The 15,975-nt window shown below is 70.8% G+C and carries 13 protein-coding genes; 6 read left to right on the top strand and 7 right to left on the bottom strand.

The window, feature by feature from the left end; translation table 11 throughout:
- Positions 1–15: 15 nt before the first annotated feature.
- The 5 genes from QK442_RS18235 to QK442_RS18215 all read left to right on the top strand — a co-directional run bounded on the left by QK442_RS18235 (position 16) and on the right by QK442_RS18215 (position 4,546).
- Positions 16–525 (top strand): R3H domain-containing nucleic acid-binding protein, encoded by a 510-nt coding sequence (locus QK442_RS18235; RefSeq protein ID WP_282695015.1) that lies wholly within the window; start codon positions 16–18, stop codon positions 523–525.
- Positions 526–643: 118 nt separating this feature from the next.
- The gene (gene rsmG / locus QK442_RS18230; protein WP_282695014.1) at positions 644–1,360 is read left to right on the top strand and encodes a 16S rRNA (guanine(527)-N(7))-methyltransferase RsmG; all 717 of its coding nucleotides are present in this window, start codon (positions 644–646) and stop codon (positions 1,358–1,360) included.
- A 238-nt stretch (positions 1,361–1,598) separates the two neighbouring features.
- Positions 1,599–2,678, top strand: coding sequence for an AAA family ATPase (locus QK442_RS18225; protein ID WP_282695013.1), 1,080 nt, complete (start codon positions 1,599–1,601; stop codon positions 2,676–2,678).
- Positions 2,675–3,733: a ParB/RepB/Spo0J family partition protein gene (locus QK442_RS18220; protein ID WP_282695012.1), complete on the top strand. Its 1,059-nt coding sequence runs from the start codon at positions 2,675–2,677 to the stop codon at positions 3,731–3,733. Before QK442_RS18225 ends, QK442_RS18220 begins: the two co-directional genes overlap by 4 nt.
- Positions 3,734–3,928: 195 nt before the next feature.
- Positions 3,929–4,546: a GNAT family N-acetyltransferase gene (locus QK442_RS18215; protein ID WP_282695011.1), complete on the top strand. Its 618-nt coding sequence runs from the start codon at positions 3,929–3,931 to the stop codon at positions 4,544–4,546.
- Between the two features lie 74 nt (positions 4,547–4,620).
- Here the strand turns inward: QK442_RS18215 and trxA are convergent, their stop codons facing one another.
- The 7 genes from trxA to QK442_RS18180 form a co-directional block, all read right to left on the bottom strand.
- A complete protein-coding gene (trxA, locus tag QK442_RS18210; RefSeq protein ID WP_282695010.1) occupies positions 4,621–4,953 on the bottom strand; it encodes a thioredoxin in 333 nt (110 codons plus the stop codon).
- 46 nt (positions 4,954–4,999) lie between these two features.
- Positions 5,000–5,965: a thioredoxin-disulfide reductase gene (trxB, locus tag QK442_RS18205; protein WP_282695009.1), complete on the bottom strand. Its 966-nt coding sequence runs from the start codon at positions 5,963–5,965 to the stop codon at positions 5,000–5,002.
- Positions 5,966–6,130: 165 nt separating this feature from the next.
- The gene (locus QK442_RS18200) at positions 6,131–7,054 is read right to left on the bottom strand and encodes a hypothetical protein (protein WP_282695008.1); all 924 of its coding nucleotides are present in this window, start codon (positions 7,052–7,054) and stop codon (positions 6,131–6,133) included.
- Positions 7,051–7,752, bottom strand: coding sequence for an RNA polymerase sigma factor SigM (gene sigM, locus QK442_RS18195; protein WP_282695007.1), 702 nt, complete (start codon positions 7,750–7,752; stop codon positions 7,051–7,053). The genes QK442_RS18200 and sigM overlap by 4 nt, the downstream gene beginning before the upstream one ends.
- Positions 7,753–7,778: 26 nt before the next feature.
- Positions 7,779–9,494 (bottom strand): protein kinase family protein, encoded by a 1,716-nt coding sequence (locus QK442_RS18190; RefSeq protein WP_282695006.1) that lies wholly within the window; start codon positions 9,492–9,494, stop codon positions 7,779–7,781.
- A 117-nt stretch (positions 9,495–9,611) separates the two neighbouring features.
- On the bottom strand, positions 9,612–11,897 hold the full coding sequence (gene murJ / locus QK442_RS18185) for a murein biosynthesis integral membrane protein MurJ (RefSeq protein ID WP_282695005.1): 2,286 nt from the start codon (positions 11,895–11,897) through the stop codon (positions 9,612–9,614).
- A gap of 46 nt (positions 11,898–11,943) precedes the next feature.
- On the bottom strand, positions 11,944–14,295 hold the full coding sequence (locus tag QK442_RS18180) for a DUF6049 family protein (RefSeq protein ID WP_282695004.1): 2,352 nt from the start codon (positions 14,293–14,295) through the stop codon (positions 11,944–11,946).
- Between the two features lie 182 nt (positions 14,296–14,477).
- On the opposite strand from QK442_RS18180, the gene QK442_RS18175 reads away from it, so the two are divergent.
- Complete coding sequence (locus QK442_RS18175; RefSeq protein ID WP_282695003.1) at positions 14,478–15,944, top strand: CCA tRNA nucleotidyltransferase; 1,467 nt, start codon at positions 14,478–14,480, stop codon at positions 15,942–15,944.
- The last annotated feature ends 31 nt before the right edge of the window (positions 15,945–15,975 follow it).

Raw genomic sequence — 15,975 nt, 5'->3', positions numbered from 1 at the left:
AGAAGGAGTCCATCCGTGACGGAAGGCACCACCTCCGCCGCCGAGGGTGGCGACACCCTGACCCGCCTGGAGCAGGAGGGTGAGATCGCGGCCGACTACCTTGAGGGTCTGCTCGACATCGCCGACCTCGACGGCGACATCGACATGGACGTCGAGGCGGACCGGGCCGCGGTCTCGATCATCAGCGACTCCGGCAGCCGCGATCTGCAGAAGCTCGTGGGCCGTGACGGCGAGGTGCTGGAGGCGCTCCAGGAGCTGACCCGGCTGGCCGTGCACCGGGAGACCGGTGACCGCAGCCGGCTGATGCTCGACATCGCCGGGTTCCGTGCGCAGAAGCGCACCGAGCTGGCCCAGCTCGGTGCCAAGGCCGCGGACGAGGTGAAGTCCACCGGCCAGCCGGTCAAGCTGGACCCGATGACGCCGTTCGAGCGCAAGGTCGTGCACGACGCGGTCGCCGCCGCCGGTCTGCGCAGTGAGTCCGAGGGCGAGGAGCCGCAGCGCTTCGTCGTCGTCCTCCCTGCCTGACCCCTCTCATCGCGTCGGCCCCGTCTGTTCGCAGACGGGGCCGATCTTTGTCAGCCTGATAGTTCAGCCACCACAGTGCGCTCGCACGGTATGCGTGCGGTACGGAAGGACGGTTCCCGTGACGGAGGCAGCGGAGCTCCCCGAGGCGCCCGAGCAGGCGCGGAAGGTCTTCGGCGAGTACTTCCCCGAGGCCGTGCGGTACGCGGAGCTGCTCGCGGACGCCGGTGTGAAGCGCGGTCTCATCGGTCCTCGTGAGGTCCCGCGGTTGTGGGAGCGGCACCTGCTGAACTGCGCGGTCCTCTCCGAGGTCGTTCCCGAGGGCGTGACGGTCTGCGATGTCGGCTCCGGTGCGGGCCTGCCCGGTATTCCGCTGGCCCTGGTGCGGCCGGACCTGAAGATCACGCTTCTGGAGCCGCTGCTGCGCCGGATCAACTTCCTCCAGGAGGTCGTGGAGCTGCTCGGTCTCGACCATGTGACCGTCGTGCGCGGTCGTGCGGAGGAGATGCTCGGCAAGCTGCAGCAGGTCCATGTCGTGACCGCCCGTGCGGTGGCGCCCCTGGACCGGCTGGCCGGCTGGGGTGTGCCCCTGCTCCGTCCCTACGGCGAGATGCTGTTGCTGAAGGGCGACACCGCGGAGGAGGAGCTCGAAGGGGCACGTGCCGCGCTCTCCAAGCTGGGTGTGGTGGAGACCTCGGTGCTTCACGTCGGTGAGGGGATCGTCGATCCGATGTCCACGGTGGTGCGGGTCGAGGTCGGCGAGAGCCCCGGTGGGGTGCGTTTCGCGGCCAAGCGGGCCAAGGCCGCCCGGACGAGCAAGACCCGCCGGCGCCGCTGAGTGTCGCATTAGTCCGCTTTCACGGAGTGTCGGAGGGTCCCGGCAGAGCCGCAGGGGCATCGTGTTTCACGTGAAACATCGCTCACTGCTCCAGGGGATCATCAGCCGCGGGCGTGCGGCTGCCACGCCTCAGGACCGCCGACCCCGTGTGAAGCCACCCGCGAGGGTTACGGAGTTTTCCACAGAGGTGGATTCACCCACAGAACCACCGACCTCGCTGGTTCAGGACCCCACGGGCATGGCAGGCTCTTCCCATCGCGAGCTTGATGCCGAGGAGAGTGAATCCTTGCGGTCCGACGCCAACATCGCGGGACCGATGACCGATCCGGTCCCCGGTCCCCGAACCGAATCGGCGGGGGAGGATGTTTCACGTGAAACACTGCCCCCGATGGACGACACCCCCATGGGACGTGCTGCCCAGCTGGCCGTAGAGGCGCTGGGTCGCGCCGGGGAGGGGCTGCCCCGTCCCGCTCAGACCCGCATCATGGTGGTGGCCAACCAGAAGGGCGGCGTGGGCAAGACGACCACGACGGTCAACCTGGCCGCTTCCCTGGCGCTCCATGGGGCCCGGGTCCTCGTCATCGACCTGGACCCGCAGGGCAATGCCTCCACGGCGCTGGGCATCGACCACCACGCCGATGTCCCCTCCATCTACGACGTTCTCGTCGACAGCCGGCCGCTCTCCGAGGTGGTCCAGCCGGTCCGGGACGTCGAGGGTCTCTTCTGCGCGCCGGCCACCATCGATCTCGCGGGTGCGGAGATCGAGCTGGTGTCGATGGTGGCGCGCGAGAGCCGGCTCCAGCGGGCGATCCAGGCGTACGAGCAGCCGCTGGACTACGTCCTCATCGACTGCCCGCCCTCTCTCGGCCTGCTCTCGGTGAACGCCCTGGTGGCGGGTGCCGAGGTGCTGATCCCGATCCAGTGCGAGTACTACGCGCTGGAGGGTCTCGGGCAGCTCCTGAAGAACGTCGATCTGGTCCGTGGGCACCTCAACCCGGCGCTTCACGTCTCGACGATCCTGCTGACCATGTACGACGGCCGGACCCGGCTCGCCTCGCAGGTCGCCGAAGAGGTCCGCAGCCACTTCGGGCAGGAGGTCCTCCGGACCAGCATTCCGCGGTCCGTCCGCATCTCCGAGGCGCCCAGCTACGGCCAGACCGTGATCACGTACGACCCCGGTTCCAGCGGAGCCCTCTCGTACATCGAAGCGGCGCGCGAGATCGCCTTCCGGGGCGTCGCCGTCCACTACGAGCCCCAGCACCACGGCCGTGTGGGGCACCAGAACAACCAGCACAGCATGGCGGAGGAACTTCAGTGAGCGACCGACGTAGGGGACTGGGACCGCGGGGGCTCGGCGCGCTGTTCGCCGGTGCTCCCCAGGACCCGCAGGCGCCGGAGGGCGGCGCCGTCTCCACGCTCCCCGGGAGCGGCGCGGCACGCCTGTTCCCCCAGGGGGCGCCGCAGCAGCAGACCGTGGCCGTGCCGGCGGAGGCCGAGCCGAAGCTGGTCGCCGGGGCCTACTTCACCGAGATCCCGATCGGTGACATCGCCCCCAATCCGCAGCAGCCGCGGAAGGTCTTCGACGAGGACGCCCTGGCCGAGCTGGTCACCTCCATCAAGGAGGTCGGCCTTCTCCAGCCCGTCGTCGTCCGCAAGACCGAGGGCGGGCGCTATGAACTGATCATGGGTGAGCGGCGCTGGCGGGCCTCCGACGAGGCCGGTCTGGAGACCATCCCCGCGATCGTCCGGGCGACCGACGACGAGAAGATGCTCCTGGACGCCCTCCTGGAGAACCTGCACCGGGCCCAGCTGAACCCGCTGGAGGAGGCCGCTGCCTACGAGCAGCTGCTCACCGACTTCAGCTGCACCCACGACCAGCTCGCCGACCGGATCGGGCGCTCGCGCTCGCAGGTCTCCAACACCCTGCGGCTGCTGCGGCTCTCCCCTGCGGTCCAGCGCCGGGTCGCCGCCGGAGTGCTCTCCGCCGGTCATGCCCGCGCCCTCCTCGGTGTGGAGGACCCGGAGGCCCAGGACCAGCTGGCGCACCGGATCGTCTCCGAGGGGCTCTCGGTGCGGTCGGTCGAGGAGATCGTGCGGCTGATGAGCTTCGAGGAGCCCGCCGCCGCCAAGGCGAAGAAGCCCCGTGCCGGTGCCCGGATCTCGCCGGTCTTCTCCGATCTGGCCACCCGTCTCTCGGACCGTTTCGAGACCCGGGTGAAGGTCGACCTGGGACAGCAGAAGGGCAAGATCGTCGTCGAGTTCGCCTCGGTGGAGGACCTCGACCGGATCCTCACGACGATGGCCCCGGGCGAGGACAAGGTCCTGCAGCAGATGCTGAAGGCCGAACAGGAGGGGGAGGAGGACGGGGAGTAAGCCCTCCCGTTCTCCCTCCGCGGCACCTCGATCTCACCGCAGGACACAGAGGGCGGGTCGCGTTCCGTGCTTCACCGGAACGCGACCCGCCCTTTGCCTGTGTGCGGTGTCGTCCCGATCGCCCGGTCGATACGATCCGAGAAGGCGTATCCGTGCTCGGAGGCCGTGCGTCGGCCAGGGAAGCGAGGGGCAGCTGTGGGGCGTCGGCTCGTACCGCTCACGCTGGACAATCTTCCGCACCTCCCGAAGCGCTGCCGCTCCTGTGTCTTCTGGGAGCTCGATCCGGTGAGCGGGGAGGCCGCCGTGAAGGCGGGCCGTCCGGAGGCGGAGAAGGAGGCGTGGATCTCCGCTGTTCTGCTGGAGTGGGGGTCCTGCGGCCGGGTCGTCTATGTGGACGATGTGCCGGTCGGTTATGTGCTCTACGCTCCCCCGGCCTATGTGCCCCGGTCGATGGCCTTCCCGACGAGTCCCGTGGCGGATGATGCCGTCCAGCTGATGACGGCCTGGATCATGCCGGAGTACCAGGGGCAGGGGCTGGGCCGGGTGATGGTGCAGACGGTTGCCAAGGACGTGCTGCGGCGGGGCTTCAAGGCCATCGAGGCCTTCGGCGACGCCCGGTGGAAGGAGCCGGCCTGTGTGCTTCCTGCCGACCATCTGCTCGCGGTGGGCTTCAAGACGGTCCGCCCGCATCACGCCTTCCCCCGGCTTCGGCTGGAGCTGAGGACAACGCTCTCCTGGAAGGAGGACGTCGAGATGGCGCTGGACCGGCTGCTCGGCGCCGTCCAGAAGGAGCCGGTGCTCCGGCCCTTGTGAGCTCTGCGCGTCCGGGAACGGAAACGGCCCGCCCCTCTCCAGGGGCGGGCCGTTTCACGTGAAACAACGAGGGGTCACTTCGCCTCGACGAAGTCCGCCAGGTCGCGCAGGATCGCGGCCTTCGGCTTGGCGCCGACGATCGTCTTCACGACCTCGCCGCCCTGGTACACGTTCAGGGTCGGGATGGACATGACGCCGTACTTGGCGGCCGTGGCCGGGTTCTCGTCGATGTTGAGCTTCACGACCTCGATCTCGCCGTGCTCGGCGGCGATGGCCTCAAGGGACGGGGCGATCTGACGGCACGGGCCGCACCAGGCAGCCCAGAAGTCCACCAGGACGGGCTTGTCGCTCTTGAGGACGTCCTCTTCGAAGGAAGCGTCGGTCACGTTCTTCAGAGTGCCGGCCACGGCAGTCTCCTTAACTTCGCGGGGTGTGGGATGGGGGGAGCTCGGGTCAGACCGCGGGGGTCTCGGCCAGCTTCTCGCTGTCGGAGAGAGCGGCCAGGAAGCGCTCGGCGTCGAGCGCGGCGGAGCAGCCGGTACCGGCGGCCGTGATGGCCTGGCGGTAGGTGTGGTCGACGACGTCACCGGCGCCGAAGACACCCGTCAGGTTGGTACGGGTCGACGGGGCGGCGACCTTCAGGTAGCCCTCCTCGTCGAGGTCCAGCTGGCCCTTGAACAGCTCGGTCCGCGGGTCGTGGCCCACGGCGATGAAGAGACCGGTCACCGCCAGCTCGCGGGTCTCGCCCGTCTTGGTGTCCCGCAGGGTCAGACCGGTGAGCTTCTGGTCGCCGTGGATCTCGGAGACCTCGCTGTCCCAGGCGAACGTGATCTTCGGGTCGGCGAAGGCGCGCTCCTGCATGGCCTTGGAGGCGCGCAGGGTGTCACGACGGTGGACGATCGTCACCGACTTGGCGAAGCGCGAGAGGAAGGTCGCCTCCTCCATCGCGGTGTCGCCGCCGCCGACGACGGCGATGTCCTGGTCCTTGAAGAAGAAGCCGTCGCAGGTGGCGCACCAGGAGACACCGCGGCCGGAGAGGGTGTCCTCGTTCGGCAGGCCCAGCTTGCGGTGCTGCGAACCGGTGGTGACGATGACGGCCTTGGCGCGGTGCACGGTGCCGGCGGTGTCGGTGACGGTCTTGATGTCACCGGTGAGGTCTACGGCGACGACGTCGTCCGGGACGAGCTCGGCGCCGAAGCGCTCGGCCTGCGCCCGCATGTTGTCCATGAGGTCCGGGCCCATGATGCCGTCACGGAAACCGGGGAAGTTCTCGACCTCGGTGGTGTTCATCAGGGCGCCACCGGCGGTGACGGCGCCCTCGAAGACCAGCGGGTTCAGCGACGCTCGGGCGGTGTAGAGCGCGGCGGTGTAACCCGCGGGCCCCGAGCCGATGATGATCACGTTACGGACGTCGCTCACGGGTTTCTTCCTCGTCTCTGCAGACTGCCTACTGCCTAAAGGGGGGGCGGTGTCTCCGTCACTCTCACCCCACCCAACGGATCCTAAGGGGCGAGCATTCCCGAGAGCGCCGCGCGGCGCGTGCATGAGACGGAGGGTGAGACGGACGGCGAGACGGAGGAGCGCTCAGGGCCTCGGGTAGGAGTCGGTCCGCAGCAGTTCGGCCGGGGTGTTCCCGGTGCAGGAGGCGGCGACGACGTAGGCCTGGACGCGGTGGCCGTCGGTCCGGTCGGGAAGGACGAGGAGATACGCGGCGGTCCCGCCGTACTCGCCGCGCTCGGAGGCGAGGACGGTGTCCTGGCGGCCGGTGCCCGCGAGGACGCAGTCGGGGAGGGCGCCGTCGCGGTTCCGCTGTGCGGTGCTGGCGCTCTCGGTCCCCTCGGCTGCCAGTGACTTGGGACTCTCACCCGTCGGGGCAGCGACGGCGGCGTCGCCCGTGAGCAGGCTCCGGACGCGGTCCTCCACCGGTTCCCCGGAGAAGCGGTTCAGGGGGGCGCTCGCGCTGGTGTCGGCCTGGGCGGTGTGCGTCTCCGCACCGTTCTGGGTGAGCGCGTAGAGGCCGTACGTGCAGAAGGCGGCGGCGAGGGTTCCGGCGAGACCGCCCAGGAGGGCGATCCGGCGGCGGTGGCGGGTGCGGCCCCGCCCGGGGCCGGTGGCGGCCCGGGGGGCCGGAGGGCGTTCGTCGGCGGGGCGGGCGGTGGGTGCCGGGCGGGTTGTTTCACGTGAAACAGCGGATGCTTCGGCGGCCGTGGTTTCACGTGAAACAGTCCGGGCGGAGTCTGGTGCGGTGGCGTTGAGGAGCGCCTCCGCGGCGAGGGCGGCGTCGATCCGGCCGGAGATCTCCGCGGGCATGCGCGGAGGACCCGGAAGGGTGCCCAGGAGTCCGCGGATCTCCTCCAGGGAGTTCCGGACGTCGGCGCAGAGCCCGCAGCCGTCGAGGTGCCGGCGGATCGTGGCGGAGCGGCTCGGGGAGAGCAGGCCCTCGGTCAGGTCGGAGATCTCCGAGACGTCCGGGTGCTGTGCTGTGTCGGCCTTGTCGGTCGTGGTCACGCGCGCCCACCTCCGCCCTTCACAGCAGCTGGATCAGTCGGTCCGGTTTCCGGCGGCTCCGACACCGGTGGGACGGATGCCCCCGGCGTCCGGTTCCTTCCCCCCTCGGGGGGCTCGTTACCCACGGTGTCGGCGCGCAGATGAGTGAGCATCGGAAGCAGCCGGGCCCGGCCGCGTGCACAGCGGCTCTTCACGGTGCCGGTGGGAACGTCGAGGATACGGGCCGCCTCCGCGACCGGGTATCCCTGCATGTCGACGAGGACGAGCGCGGCCCGCTGGTCGGGGGCGAGAGTGGCGAGCGCGGCGAGCAGCTGCCGGTGGAGGTCCTGGCGTTCGGCGGGGGCCTCCGCGGACTCGTGCGGTTCGAGGAGCTGCTCGAAGCGGGCGGTGTCGTCCACGGGCGAGGTTCTGCGGGTGGCGCTCTTCCGGGCGCGGTCCAGGCAGGCGTTCACGGTGATGCGGTGGAGCCAGGTCGTGACGGCCGACTGGCCCCGGAAGGTGTGGGCGGCCCGGAAGGCGGAGAGGAGGGCGTCCTGGACGGCGTCGGCGGCCTCCTCGCGGTCGCCGAGGGTGCGGAGCGCCACCGCCCACAGGCGGTCGCGGTGGCGCCGTACGAGCTCACCGAAGGCGTCTGGGTCCCCGGCGACATGACGGGCCAGAAGTTCCCGGTCGTCTGCGGCGTCTATCGGACGGTCCAACGGTGAGCCCCCTCCCCTGCGGTTCGTCAGCCCATGACCTTGACTTCGGTCAGCTGGCCGCGGAACTGGCCCTCGTTGAGGGGCAGCTCCGTCAGCCAGACCAGAACGTAGCGGGTCGTGACCGGCTTGGGCAGCTTCAGCTTCACGTCCTTGCCGGCGTCGGATGCCTGGGTCGTGAATCCCTCCGCCGTGGACGGTGCGGTGGCGGCGCCGTCGGGTGCCGTGCGGATCTCCACCGAGGTGTGTCCCACGAACGACAGATCGACGGAGCTGACCTTCTGGGCCGTACCCAGGTCCAGTACGAGACCGACGCCGTCCTTCAGATTGCCGAAGTTCGCGGTGGTGTAGTTCTTGGTGTACCAGTAGGTGCTCGGGTCGCCGTCGAAGGCCTTCGGTACCGCCTCGGGATACTCCTCGCCGTTGCCTCCGGGGAGCGGGTCGAAGTCGTCGGCGGACACGATCGTGAGCGGCTTCGGCGGTTCGGGCTTCTCGTCGGTCGTGGGCTGGACGACCGGTGTCTCGTCCTTGGGTTCCTGTTTGAGGAGCCGGTCCGCGATCTGCCAGCTGCCCAGGCCCAGGGCGGCGATGAGGAGGGCCCCGACGGCCCACTTCAGGGCCTTGCCCGTGCGGCTCTCCAGCGGGGCCGGCGGGACCGGGAGCGGCTGGGTGACCACGGGGCGGGGCTGGGGGCGTCCGTACGTGCCCTGCTGGTACGTGGTGCGCTGGTACTCGGCGGGGGCGGGGAACTCCGGCTCCGGCGGCTTGACGCGGGGCATCGCCGACACGGCCTTGGCGAGTTCGTCCGGCGTGGTGCAGGGCGGCTCCTGCCGCGAGGCGGTGGCCCCGTCGTTGACGAGGGCGCGCATGGCGAGCTCGGAGAGGCCTCGGTGGACGCCGGCGCGTACCTGGTCGGGCGGGAGCAGGCCGATGCCCTTGGGGAGCCCGGAGAGGCCGTAGGCGTCGTTCTCGTACGGCCAGCGCTGGGTGAGCGCGGCGTAGAGGAGGGCGCCGATGGCCTCGGTGTCGGTGCGCTGGGGGCGGTCGGCGGTGATGCCGCGCAGGGCGGCGTTCACGGCGAGGCCGCGGATGCGGTACTGGCCGGTGGAGCTGCGCAGGACGGCGCTCGGGGTGAGCCGCAGGTGGGCCAGGCCCTCGCGGTGGGCGGCGGCCATGGCCTGGGAGAGCTGGGCGACGAGCTGGTAGGCGTCGTGGGCCTGGAGGGGGCCGTCCGCGAGGAGAGCGGTCAGCTCGGTGGCGTCCGGGAGCCATTCGTGGACGACGTAGACGAGGTCGTTCTCCTCGACGGCGTCGAGGACCTGGACGAAGCGGGGGTCGCCGAGAAGGGCCGCCGAGCGGGCGGCGGCCAGGACGGAGCGGGCGCGGGGATGGTCGGCCGGCAGCAGGTGGACGCCCACGGCCCGGCGCAGCTTCTCGTCGACGGCGCGCCAGCTGCTGAAGCCGTCCAGACGGGTGACGCATTCCTCCAGGCGGTACCGCCGTGCCAGTTTGTGGCCGCTGTGCAGGTCGGGTGCCGGGAGGGGGGACTGTTCGCCGTTCTTCCGCTCGACCGCCTTCTGTTCGGCCCCGGGGGCCTGGGGGGCCTCGGTGGGCTCCTCCGTCGTCTCCGCCGTCTTGTGCTCTTCCGCCACCCCGTCGGTCGCGGCCGTGTCCGCCTGCGCGGTCAGCGGATCGTCACCGCTGTTGTCGGCCACGTCGACGGCAGCCGTGCTACGTTCCGCCACCGTCGTTCCTGCCTCCCCATCCGTTGCGCCACATCCAACAGCCAAGCCAATTGTGCCCACAGTCGGACGCTGTGCACGACACGCGGTTCCCCCCGATGGTTGCCCTCGGGGGCGGGATCAGCGTCCGAGACGGCCCCGGACCATGCCGACGAGGGTGTTCAGTTCGGTGATCCGCATGCGGCGGGCGGCGATGAAGAAGACGCCGAGAAGCACCACGCCGCCGACGACGAGCGCGACCAGCGAGCCGAGGGCGCCTTCGCCGAGCAGTTTCAGCAGGCCGAAGCCGACGGCGCCGGCCAGGACCGTGGCCGGCAGGGAGGCCATGCAGAGGCGGGCGTAGGTGCGCAGGACGTGGGCGCCGTCCAGGTCGCCGCCGAGGCGGTTGCGCAGGCGGCGCCAGGCGACGCCGACGCCGACGGCGTAGGCCAGGCCGTAGGCGGCGGCCATGCCGACGACGGCCCACTGGGCGGGCAGCACGACGTAGCAGAGGGCGGAGGCCGCCGCGTTGACGGCGGCGACGATGACCGTGTTGTAGAAGGGGGTGCGGGTGTCCTCGTAGGCGTAGAAGCCGCGGAGGACGACGTACTGCACGGAGTACGGGATCAGGCCGAGGCCGAAGGCCATCAGGATGAAGCCCATGCCCTGGGCGGCCTCGATGCCGCTGGAGGCGTACAGCAGGGTGCACATCGGGACGCCGAGGGCCAGGAAGGAGAAGGCGACCGGGACGATGGCGACGGCGGAGTTCCGCAGGCCCTGGGAGATGTCGTCGCGGACGGCGCCGGGGTCGTCGTCGTTGGCGGCGCGGGAGATCCGGGGCAGCAGGGCGGCCATGACGGAGACGGTGATGATGGCCTGCGGCATGCCCCAGATCAGCTGGGCGTTGGAGTACGCGAGGAAACCGGCGCCGTTCTTGCCGGACTCCTCGCCGGCCGCGGTGGCGAGCTGGGTGACGACCAGGACGCCCGCCTGGTTGGCGAGGACGAAGAGGACGGTCCACTTGGCGAGCTTGACGGTCTTGCCGAGGCCGTGGCCCTTCCAGTCGAAGCGGGGCCGGAAGCGGAAGCCCGTCTCGCGGAGGTACGGGATCATCGCCAGTGCCTGGACGACGAGGCCGAGCAGGGTGCCGATGCCGAGGAGGCGGATGCCCTCGTCGGGGATGGTCTGCACACCCATGTGGGACTCGGCGGAGGTGCCGTAGACCCAGATGAACAGGCCGAAGGTGACGATCATGACGATGTTGTTGAGGACGGGGGTCCACATCATCGCGCCGAACTTGCCACGGGCGTTGAGGATCTGTCCCATCACCACGTGCACGCCCATGAAGAAGATCGTGGGCAGGCAGTAGCGGGCGAAGGTCACCGCGACGCTGTTCGCGGCGGCGTCGTCGGCGATGGTGTTCGACATCAGCCGGATCAGGACGGGGGCCGCGAAGACGGCGGCGGCCACGATGAGGCCGAGCGCCACCATGACGAGGGTGAGCAGGCGGTTGGCGTACGCCTCGCCGCCGTCCTCGTCGTTCTTCATCGAGCGGACCAGCTGCGGCACGAAGACCGAGTTGAGGCCGCCGCCGACGGTGAGGATGTAGATCATCGTCGGCAGGGTGTAGGCGACGGTGAAGGTGTCGCCGAGGAGCGCGGCGCCGAGGGCGCCGGTGATGACGAGGGACCGGACGAAGCCGGTGAGCCGGGAGACCAGGGTGCCGGCGGCCATCACGGCGCTCGACTTCAGCAGTCCGGAGGCGCGGCCGGTCTTCTTCGGCGCGGGAGCGGGCAGCGGGTCGGGTTCGGCGGTCGGGGCGGGCACGTGGCCCTGCTGGTCCCGGTAGAGGTGGGCGAAGGCGTCCTGTTCGGGCTGCTCCTCCTCGCTGGCCCGGGTCACCAGGTCGTCGACGCCGGTGAACTGGACCGTGCGGGCGTCGTCGCCGTACGGGAGGTGGCGGGAGGGGCCGTCGGGCTCGGGCGCGGGGGTCTGGGCCCAGACGCGCGGGTCCGGGGCGTGCTGCGGTGCGGCCGGCTGCTGGTAGAGCGCGTGCGGGTCCTGGTACGTGCCCGGCGGGGGCGGCGGGTGGGCGGCGCGGTCGTAGAGCGCCTCGCCCACCGGGTCCTGCGCGGACAGGTCCTGTGCCCGGTACGGGTCGTGGGCATAGGCGTCCTGGACGTAGGGGTCCTGGGCGTACGGGTTCTCGGGGTACGCGGACGGGTCCTGCGACTGCGCGGGGTGCGGGCCCTGCGCGTACGGAGCCCGCGGGGTCTGAGCGCTCTGGGGCGGTCGGCCGGGCTGTCCCTGCGGCGGGGTCTGCGGGGCCGGCTGTCCGCCCGGCCCGGCGGGAGCCGCGGGCGTGCCGCCGGACGGTGCGGCGCCGCCCGCGTCCTGGCCGCGCTCAGCGTCGTACGGCGCGTTCATGGTTTACCCCACCTCATCGTCCCCGGCCGACCGGCCACGACATCGCTCAACGGTCCACTTTCTCACCCGGGCCCGACGGGTCGCCGCTTTCGGAGCCGGTGTCCGTGTCCGGGTCACTCGGGTGCCCGGCTCCGTCGGTGGTGACCTCCGCGTCGGCTTCCGCCTCGGTCTCGGTCTCCGCCGTCGGCTCCGTCTCCGCCGTCTCCGCTTCGGCGGCGCGGGCGGCCAGGCGCTTGCGCTGGGTGTACATGCGGACGCCGGCGAGGACGAGGAGCAGTACACCACCGGCGATGACCAGCATCACCGTCGGGGTCATCTCGGAGACCTTCACGGTGAAGTCCATCGGGGCGCCGTAGGGCGTGCCGTCCGCGGTGTAGAGCTGGGCGGTCATCGAGACCTGGCCGTTGGCGTTGGCCGAGGCGGGGAACTTCACCGACTGGCTGTGTCCGGCGCGGACCGCGACGGGCAGTTCGGCCCAGCTCTCGCCGTCGACGTTCAGGCGGGTCTTGTTGCTGGAGGTCAGCCGCAGGACGAGCCCCTTCACGTCCTGGAGCAGCTTGTTCTGCACCGTGACGGGGATGGTGGCGCTGCGGCCCGAGAGGGTCAGGTCGGACTTGTCGACGAGCAGGACGCCCTTGGTGAGTCCCTGGAGGACGTCCTGGACGTCGACGCGGTAGATCGTCGCGGCGCTCGCCCGGCCGCGCCAGGAGGTGGACATCTCGCGGTTGATCGCGTTGCCGATGGGGGGGACGACCCGGTTCGGCAGGCTGAGGACGACCTTGAAGTCGTCGAGCTCGTCGCGGGTGGTCTTCATGTCCCGGAAAGCCTCCACCGGGAGCTCGCCGTCCCGGAGCTTCTTCGGGTACTGCGAGGCGCGGGGCACCGTGGTGGAGGCGTCGGGGTCGGGCTTGGCCGCCGCCGCGGCGACCAGGTCGAGCGGCTGGGTCCAGCGGCGGGCGCCGAGCCCGCGTACGGCGGCGGCCATCGCCTGGGCCTGTGCCACGCTCGGCATCCGCTGCGGGGCGACCACGACGCTGCGCTGGTTCTCCGGCTGCTCCAGGGTGATCGCGAGGGTCTGTGCCAGGAACTCCTGGACGGCGAGGGTCGAGTTCTCGGCCCGGACCATGTCGCCCTGGAAGGCGGTGGACAGCTCCGCGTCGCTCACCAGCGCCGTGGTGCCCCCGCCGAGCGGGCGGGCCGCGGTGGGCGTGTAGGGGAGGTCGTCGTCCTGGATGCTGTCGCTGCGGGCGATCACCTTGCGGGCGCCGGCCGAGGTCGCGACCGCCACGACCGAGGGGTCGAGGGCGCCTTCGACGGGCCAGGCGAAGTCGGTGGACGGCTGGACGTGGAGGACCGTCTCGACGGTCGATCCGGCCAGCTGGGTCGCCGACTGGAGGTGCTGCAGCGAGCCGGGGACGGCCTTGCCCCGGTGGGCGAGGGAGGCGAGGTCGGGGTCGGCGAAGGGCAGCGCGACCACCTTGCGGCCCTGCACCGCCTGCTCCAGCATGCCGAGCCAGCGTTCGGCCAGCTTCCGGTTGGCCTCCTTGCCGGGGGTGTGCCCGGTGCCGTCCTTGACCCGGTAGCCGTTGGCCATGGCGTCGACGGAGGCCAGCAGGTCCGGGTCGATCACCCAGGTGACCGGGAGGTCCTTGCCGAGGGTGACCAGTTCGTCCAGGCGGCCGCCCGGGCGCAGCTCCTCCGCCAGGGCGTCGTCCTGGAAGACGGGGGTCTGCTGGTCGTCCGGGGCGGTGTCGGCGGAGATGTGGGCCGAGGAGATCAGCGGCCAGAGGTAGGTGAGCTGGGTCCGCTTGCCGGTGGGCTCGGGCTGGTACGGCAGGAAGGTCCGCTCGATGCCGAGGACGCGGTACTGCTGCTGCTCGGAGGTGTGGCCGGTGATCGAGACGCCCAGCTGGTAGATGCCGCCGTCGTCGTCGAGGTCCAGCCTGGAGACGGGCACGGAGATCCGGAAGTCGTGGCTGACGCCGACCTCCAGGCGCGGGATGTCGATCTCGGGGGTGGTGTCCAGCGGCCGTGGGTCGCTGTCGGAGCGGAAGCCCTTCCGCCGGGCGACCTGGTCGATCTCGCTGCGGCTGGACATCCGGGGGCCGACCCGCAGGTTCACCGTGGCGTCGGTGACGGCCCGCTTGCCGCGGTTGGTCAGCGTGCCGGTGACGGTGACGGTGTCCCCTTCGACCGGGGCGCTCGGGGTGAGCGTGTCGATCGACACATCGACGGTCCGCGAACCCGTGCCCTCCTCCGCGGCCCGCGCCGAAGGGGCGGAGGGGCTCTGGAGCAGGCCGGCGAGGAGCGGTGCGCCGACGGCGACGGTGAGGGTGCGCCGCAGCCATCGGCGGGCAGGTGAGGGACCGGTTCCCTGGAAAGCTGCCGCCTCAGCCACGCGTTCGCCCGTCCTCGTCGTTGTCGGTGGTGCCCGTGATGCCAGTGGTTCCGGTTGCTGTGTCCAGGCATGGTAACGAGGCACGAAGGGGCCGGGTGCCGGGGACTCCTCCAGCCGATGACGCGGGGGCGCCGGGAAAACGGGGGCGTCGGGGTGGAGCGGGGCACGTACCCTTTTCTGTTGTGCCGAACGCCAACGAAGACACCTCGACCGAACTGAGCCAGGTGCAGCGCCGCGCCGTCAGTGAACTGCTGCGCGTGTCCCCTGTCGCCGACGACCTCGCCCGCCGCTTCCAGGAGGCCGGATTCCGCCTCGCCCTGGTCGGCGGCTCGGTACGGGACGCCCTCCTCGGCCGGCTCGGCAACGACCTGGACTTCACCACGGACGCCCGCCCCGAGGACGTCCTGAAGATCGTCCGCCCCTGGGCCGACGCGGTGTGGGAGGTCGGGATCGCCTTCGGGACCGTCGGTGCTCAGAAAGAGGCCCGCGTCGGAGACGCTGTCCAGAACTTCCAGATCGAGGTCACGACGTACCGCTCCGAGGCGTACGACCGCACTTCCCGCAAGCCCGAGGTCTCCTACGGCGACTCCATCGACGAGGACCTCGTCCGGCGTGACTTCACCGTCAACGCGATGGCCGTGGCACTCCCCGAGAAGGAGTTCATCGACCCGTACGGCGGCCTGGAGGACCTCGCGGCCCGTGTGCTGCGCACCCCGGGCACGCCCGAGGAGTCCTTCTCCGACGACCCGCTGCGCATGATGCGGGCGGCCCGCTTCGCCGCTCAGCTCGACTTCGAGGTCGCCCCCGGGGTCGTCACGGCGATGACCGAGATGGCGGGCCGGATCGAGATCGTCTCCGCCGAGCGCGTCCGGGACGAGCTGAACAAGCTGCTGCTCTCCACGCACCCGCGGAAGGGGCTCGGCCTGCTCGTCGAGACCGGTCTCGCCGCCCATGTCCTTCCCGAGCTGCCTGCGCTGCGCCTGGAGAGCGACGAGCACCATCGGCACAAGGACGTGTACGAGCACTCCCTGACCGTTCTGGAGCAGGCGATCGACCTGGAGGAGGACGGCCCGGACCTGGTGCTGCGGATCGCCGCACTGCTCCACGACATCGGCAAGCCGCGCACCCGCCGCTTCGAGAAGGACGGCCGCGTCTCCTTCCACCACCACGAGGTGGTGGGCGCCAAGATGACCAAGAAGCGCATGACCGCGCTGAAGTACTCCAACGAGATGATCAAGGACGTCTCGCGTCTCGTGGAGCTGCACCTGCGCTTCCACGGGTACGGGACGGGCGAGTGGACCGACTCGGCCGTGCGCCGCTACGTCCGTGACGCCGGTCAGCTGCTCTCCCGGCTCCACAAGCTGACCCGCTCGGACTGCACCACGCGCAACAAGCGCAAGGCGGCCGCGCTCTCTCGCGCCTACGACGGCCTGGAGCAGCGGATCGCCCAGCTCCAGGAGCAGGAGGAGCTGGACTCGATCCGTCCCGACCTCGACGGCAACCAGATCCAGGAGGTCCTGGGGATCAAGCCGGGGCCCGCCGTCGGCCAGGCGTACAAGTTCCTGCTGGAGCTGCGCCTGGAGAACGGCCCGATGGAGCACGAGCGGGCCGTGGCCGCGCTCAAGGAGTGGTGGGCCGCGCGCGACTGACGCGGAACCCCATGTTTCACGTGAAACAGAG

It is taken from the genome of Streptomyces sp. CC208A, assembly GCF_030010625.1.
GTDB lineage: Bacteria > Actinomycetota > Actinomycetes > Streptomycetales > Streptomycetaceae > Streptomyces.
This window is presented reverse-complemented; position numbering and strand designations above follow the sequence as displayed.

Excerpts from the sequence above, each read along its gene's own strand:
- QK442_RS18225 (WP_282695013.1), top strand. The coding sequence starts at position 1,599 with ATGGCAGGCTCTTCCCATCGCGAGCTTGATGCCGAGGAGAGTGAATCC.
- murJ (WP_282695005.1), bottom strand. The coding sequence starts at position 11,897 with ATGAACGCGCCGTACGACGCTGAGCGCGGCCAGGACGCGGGCGGCGCC.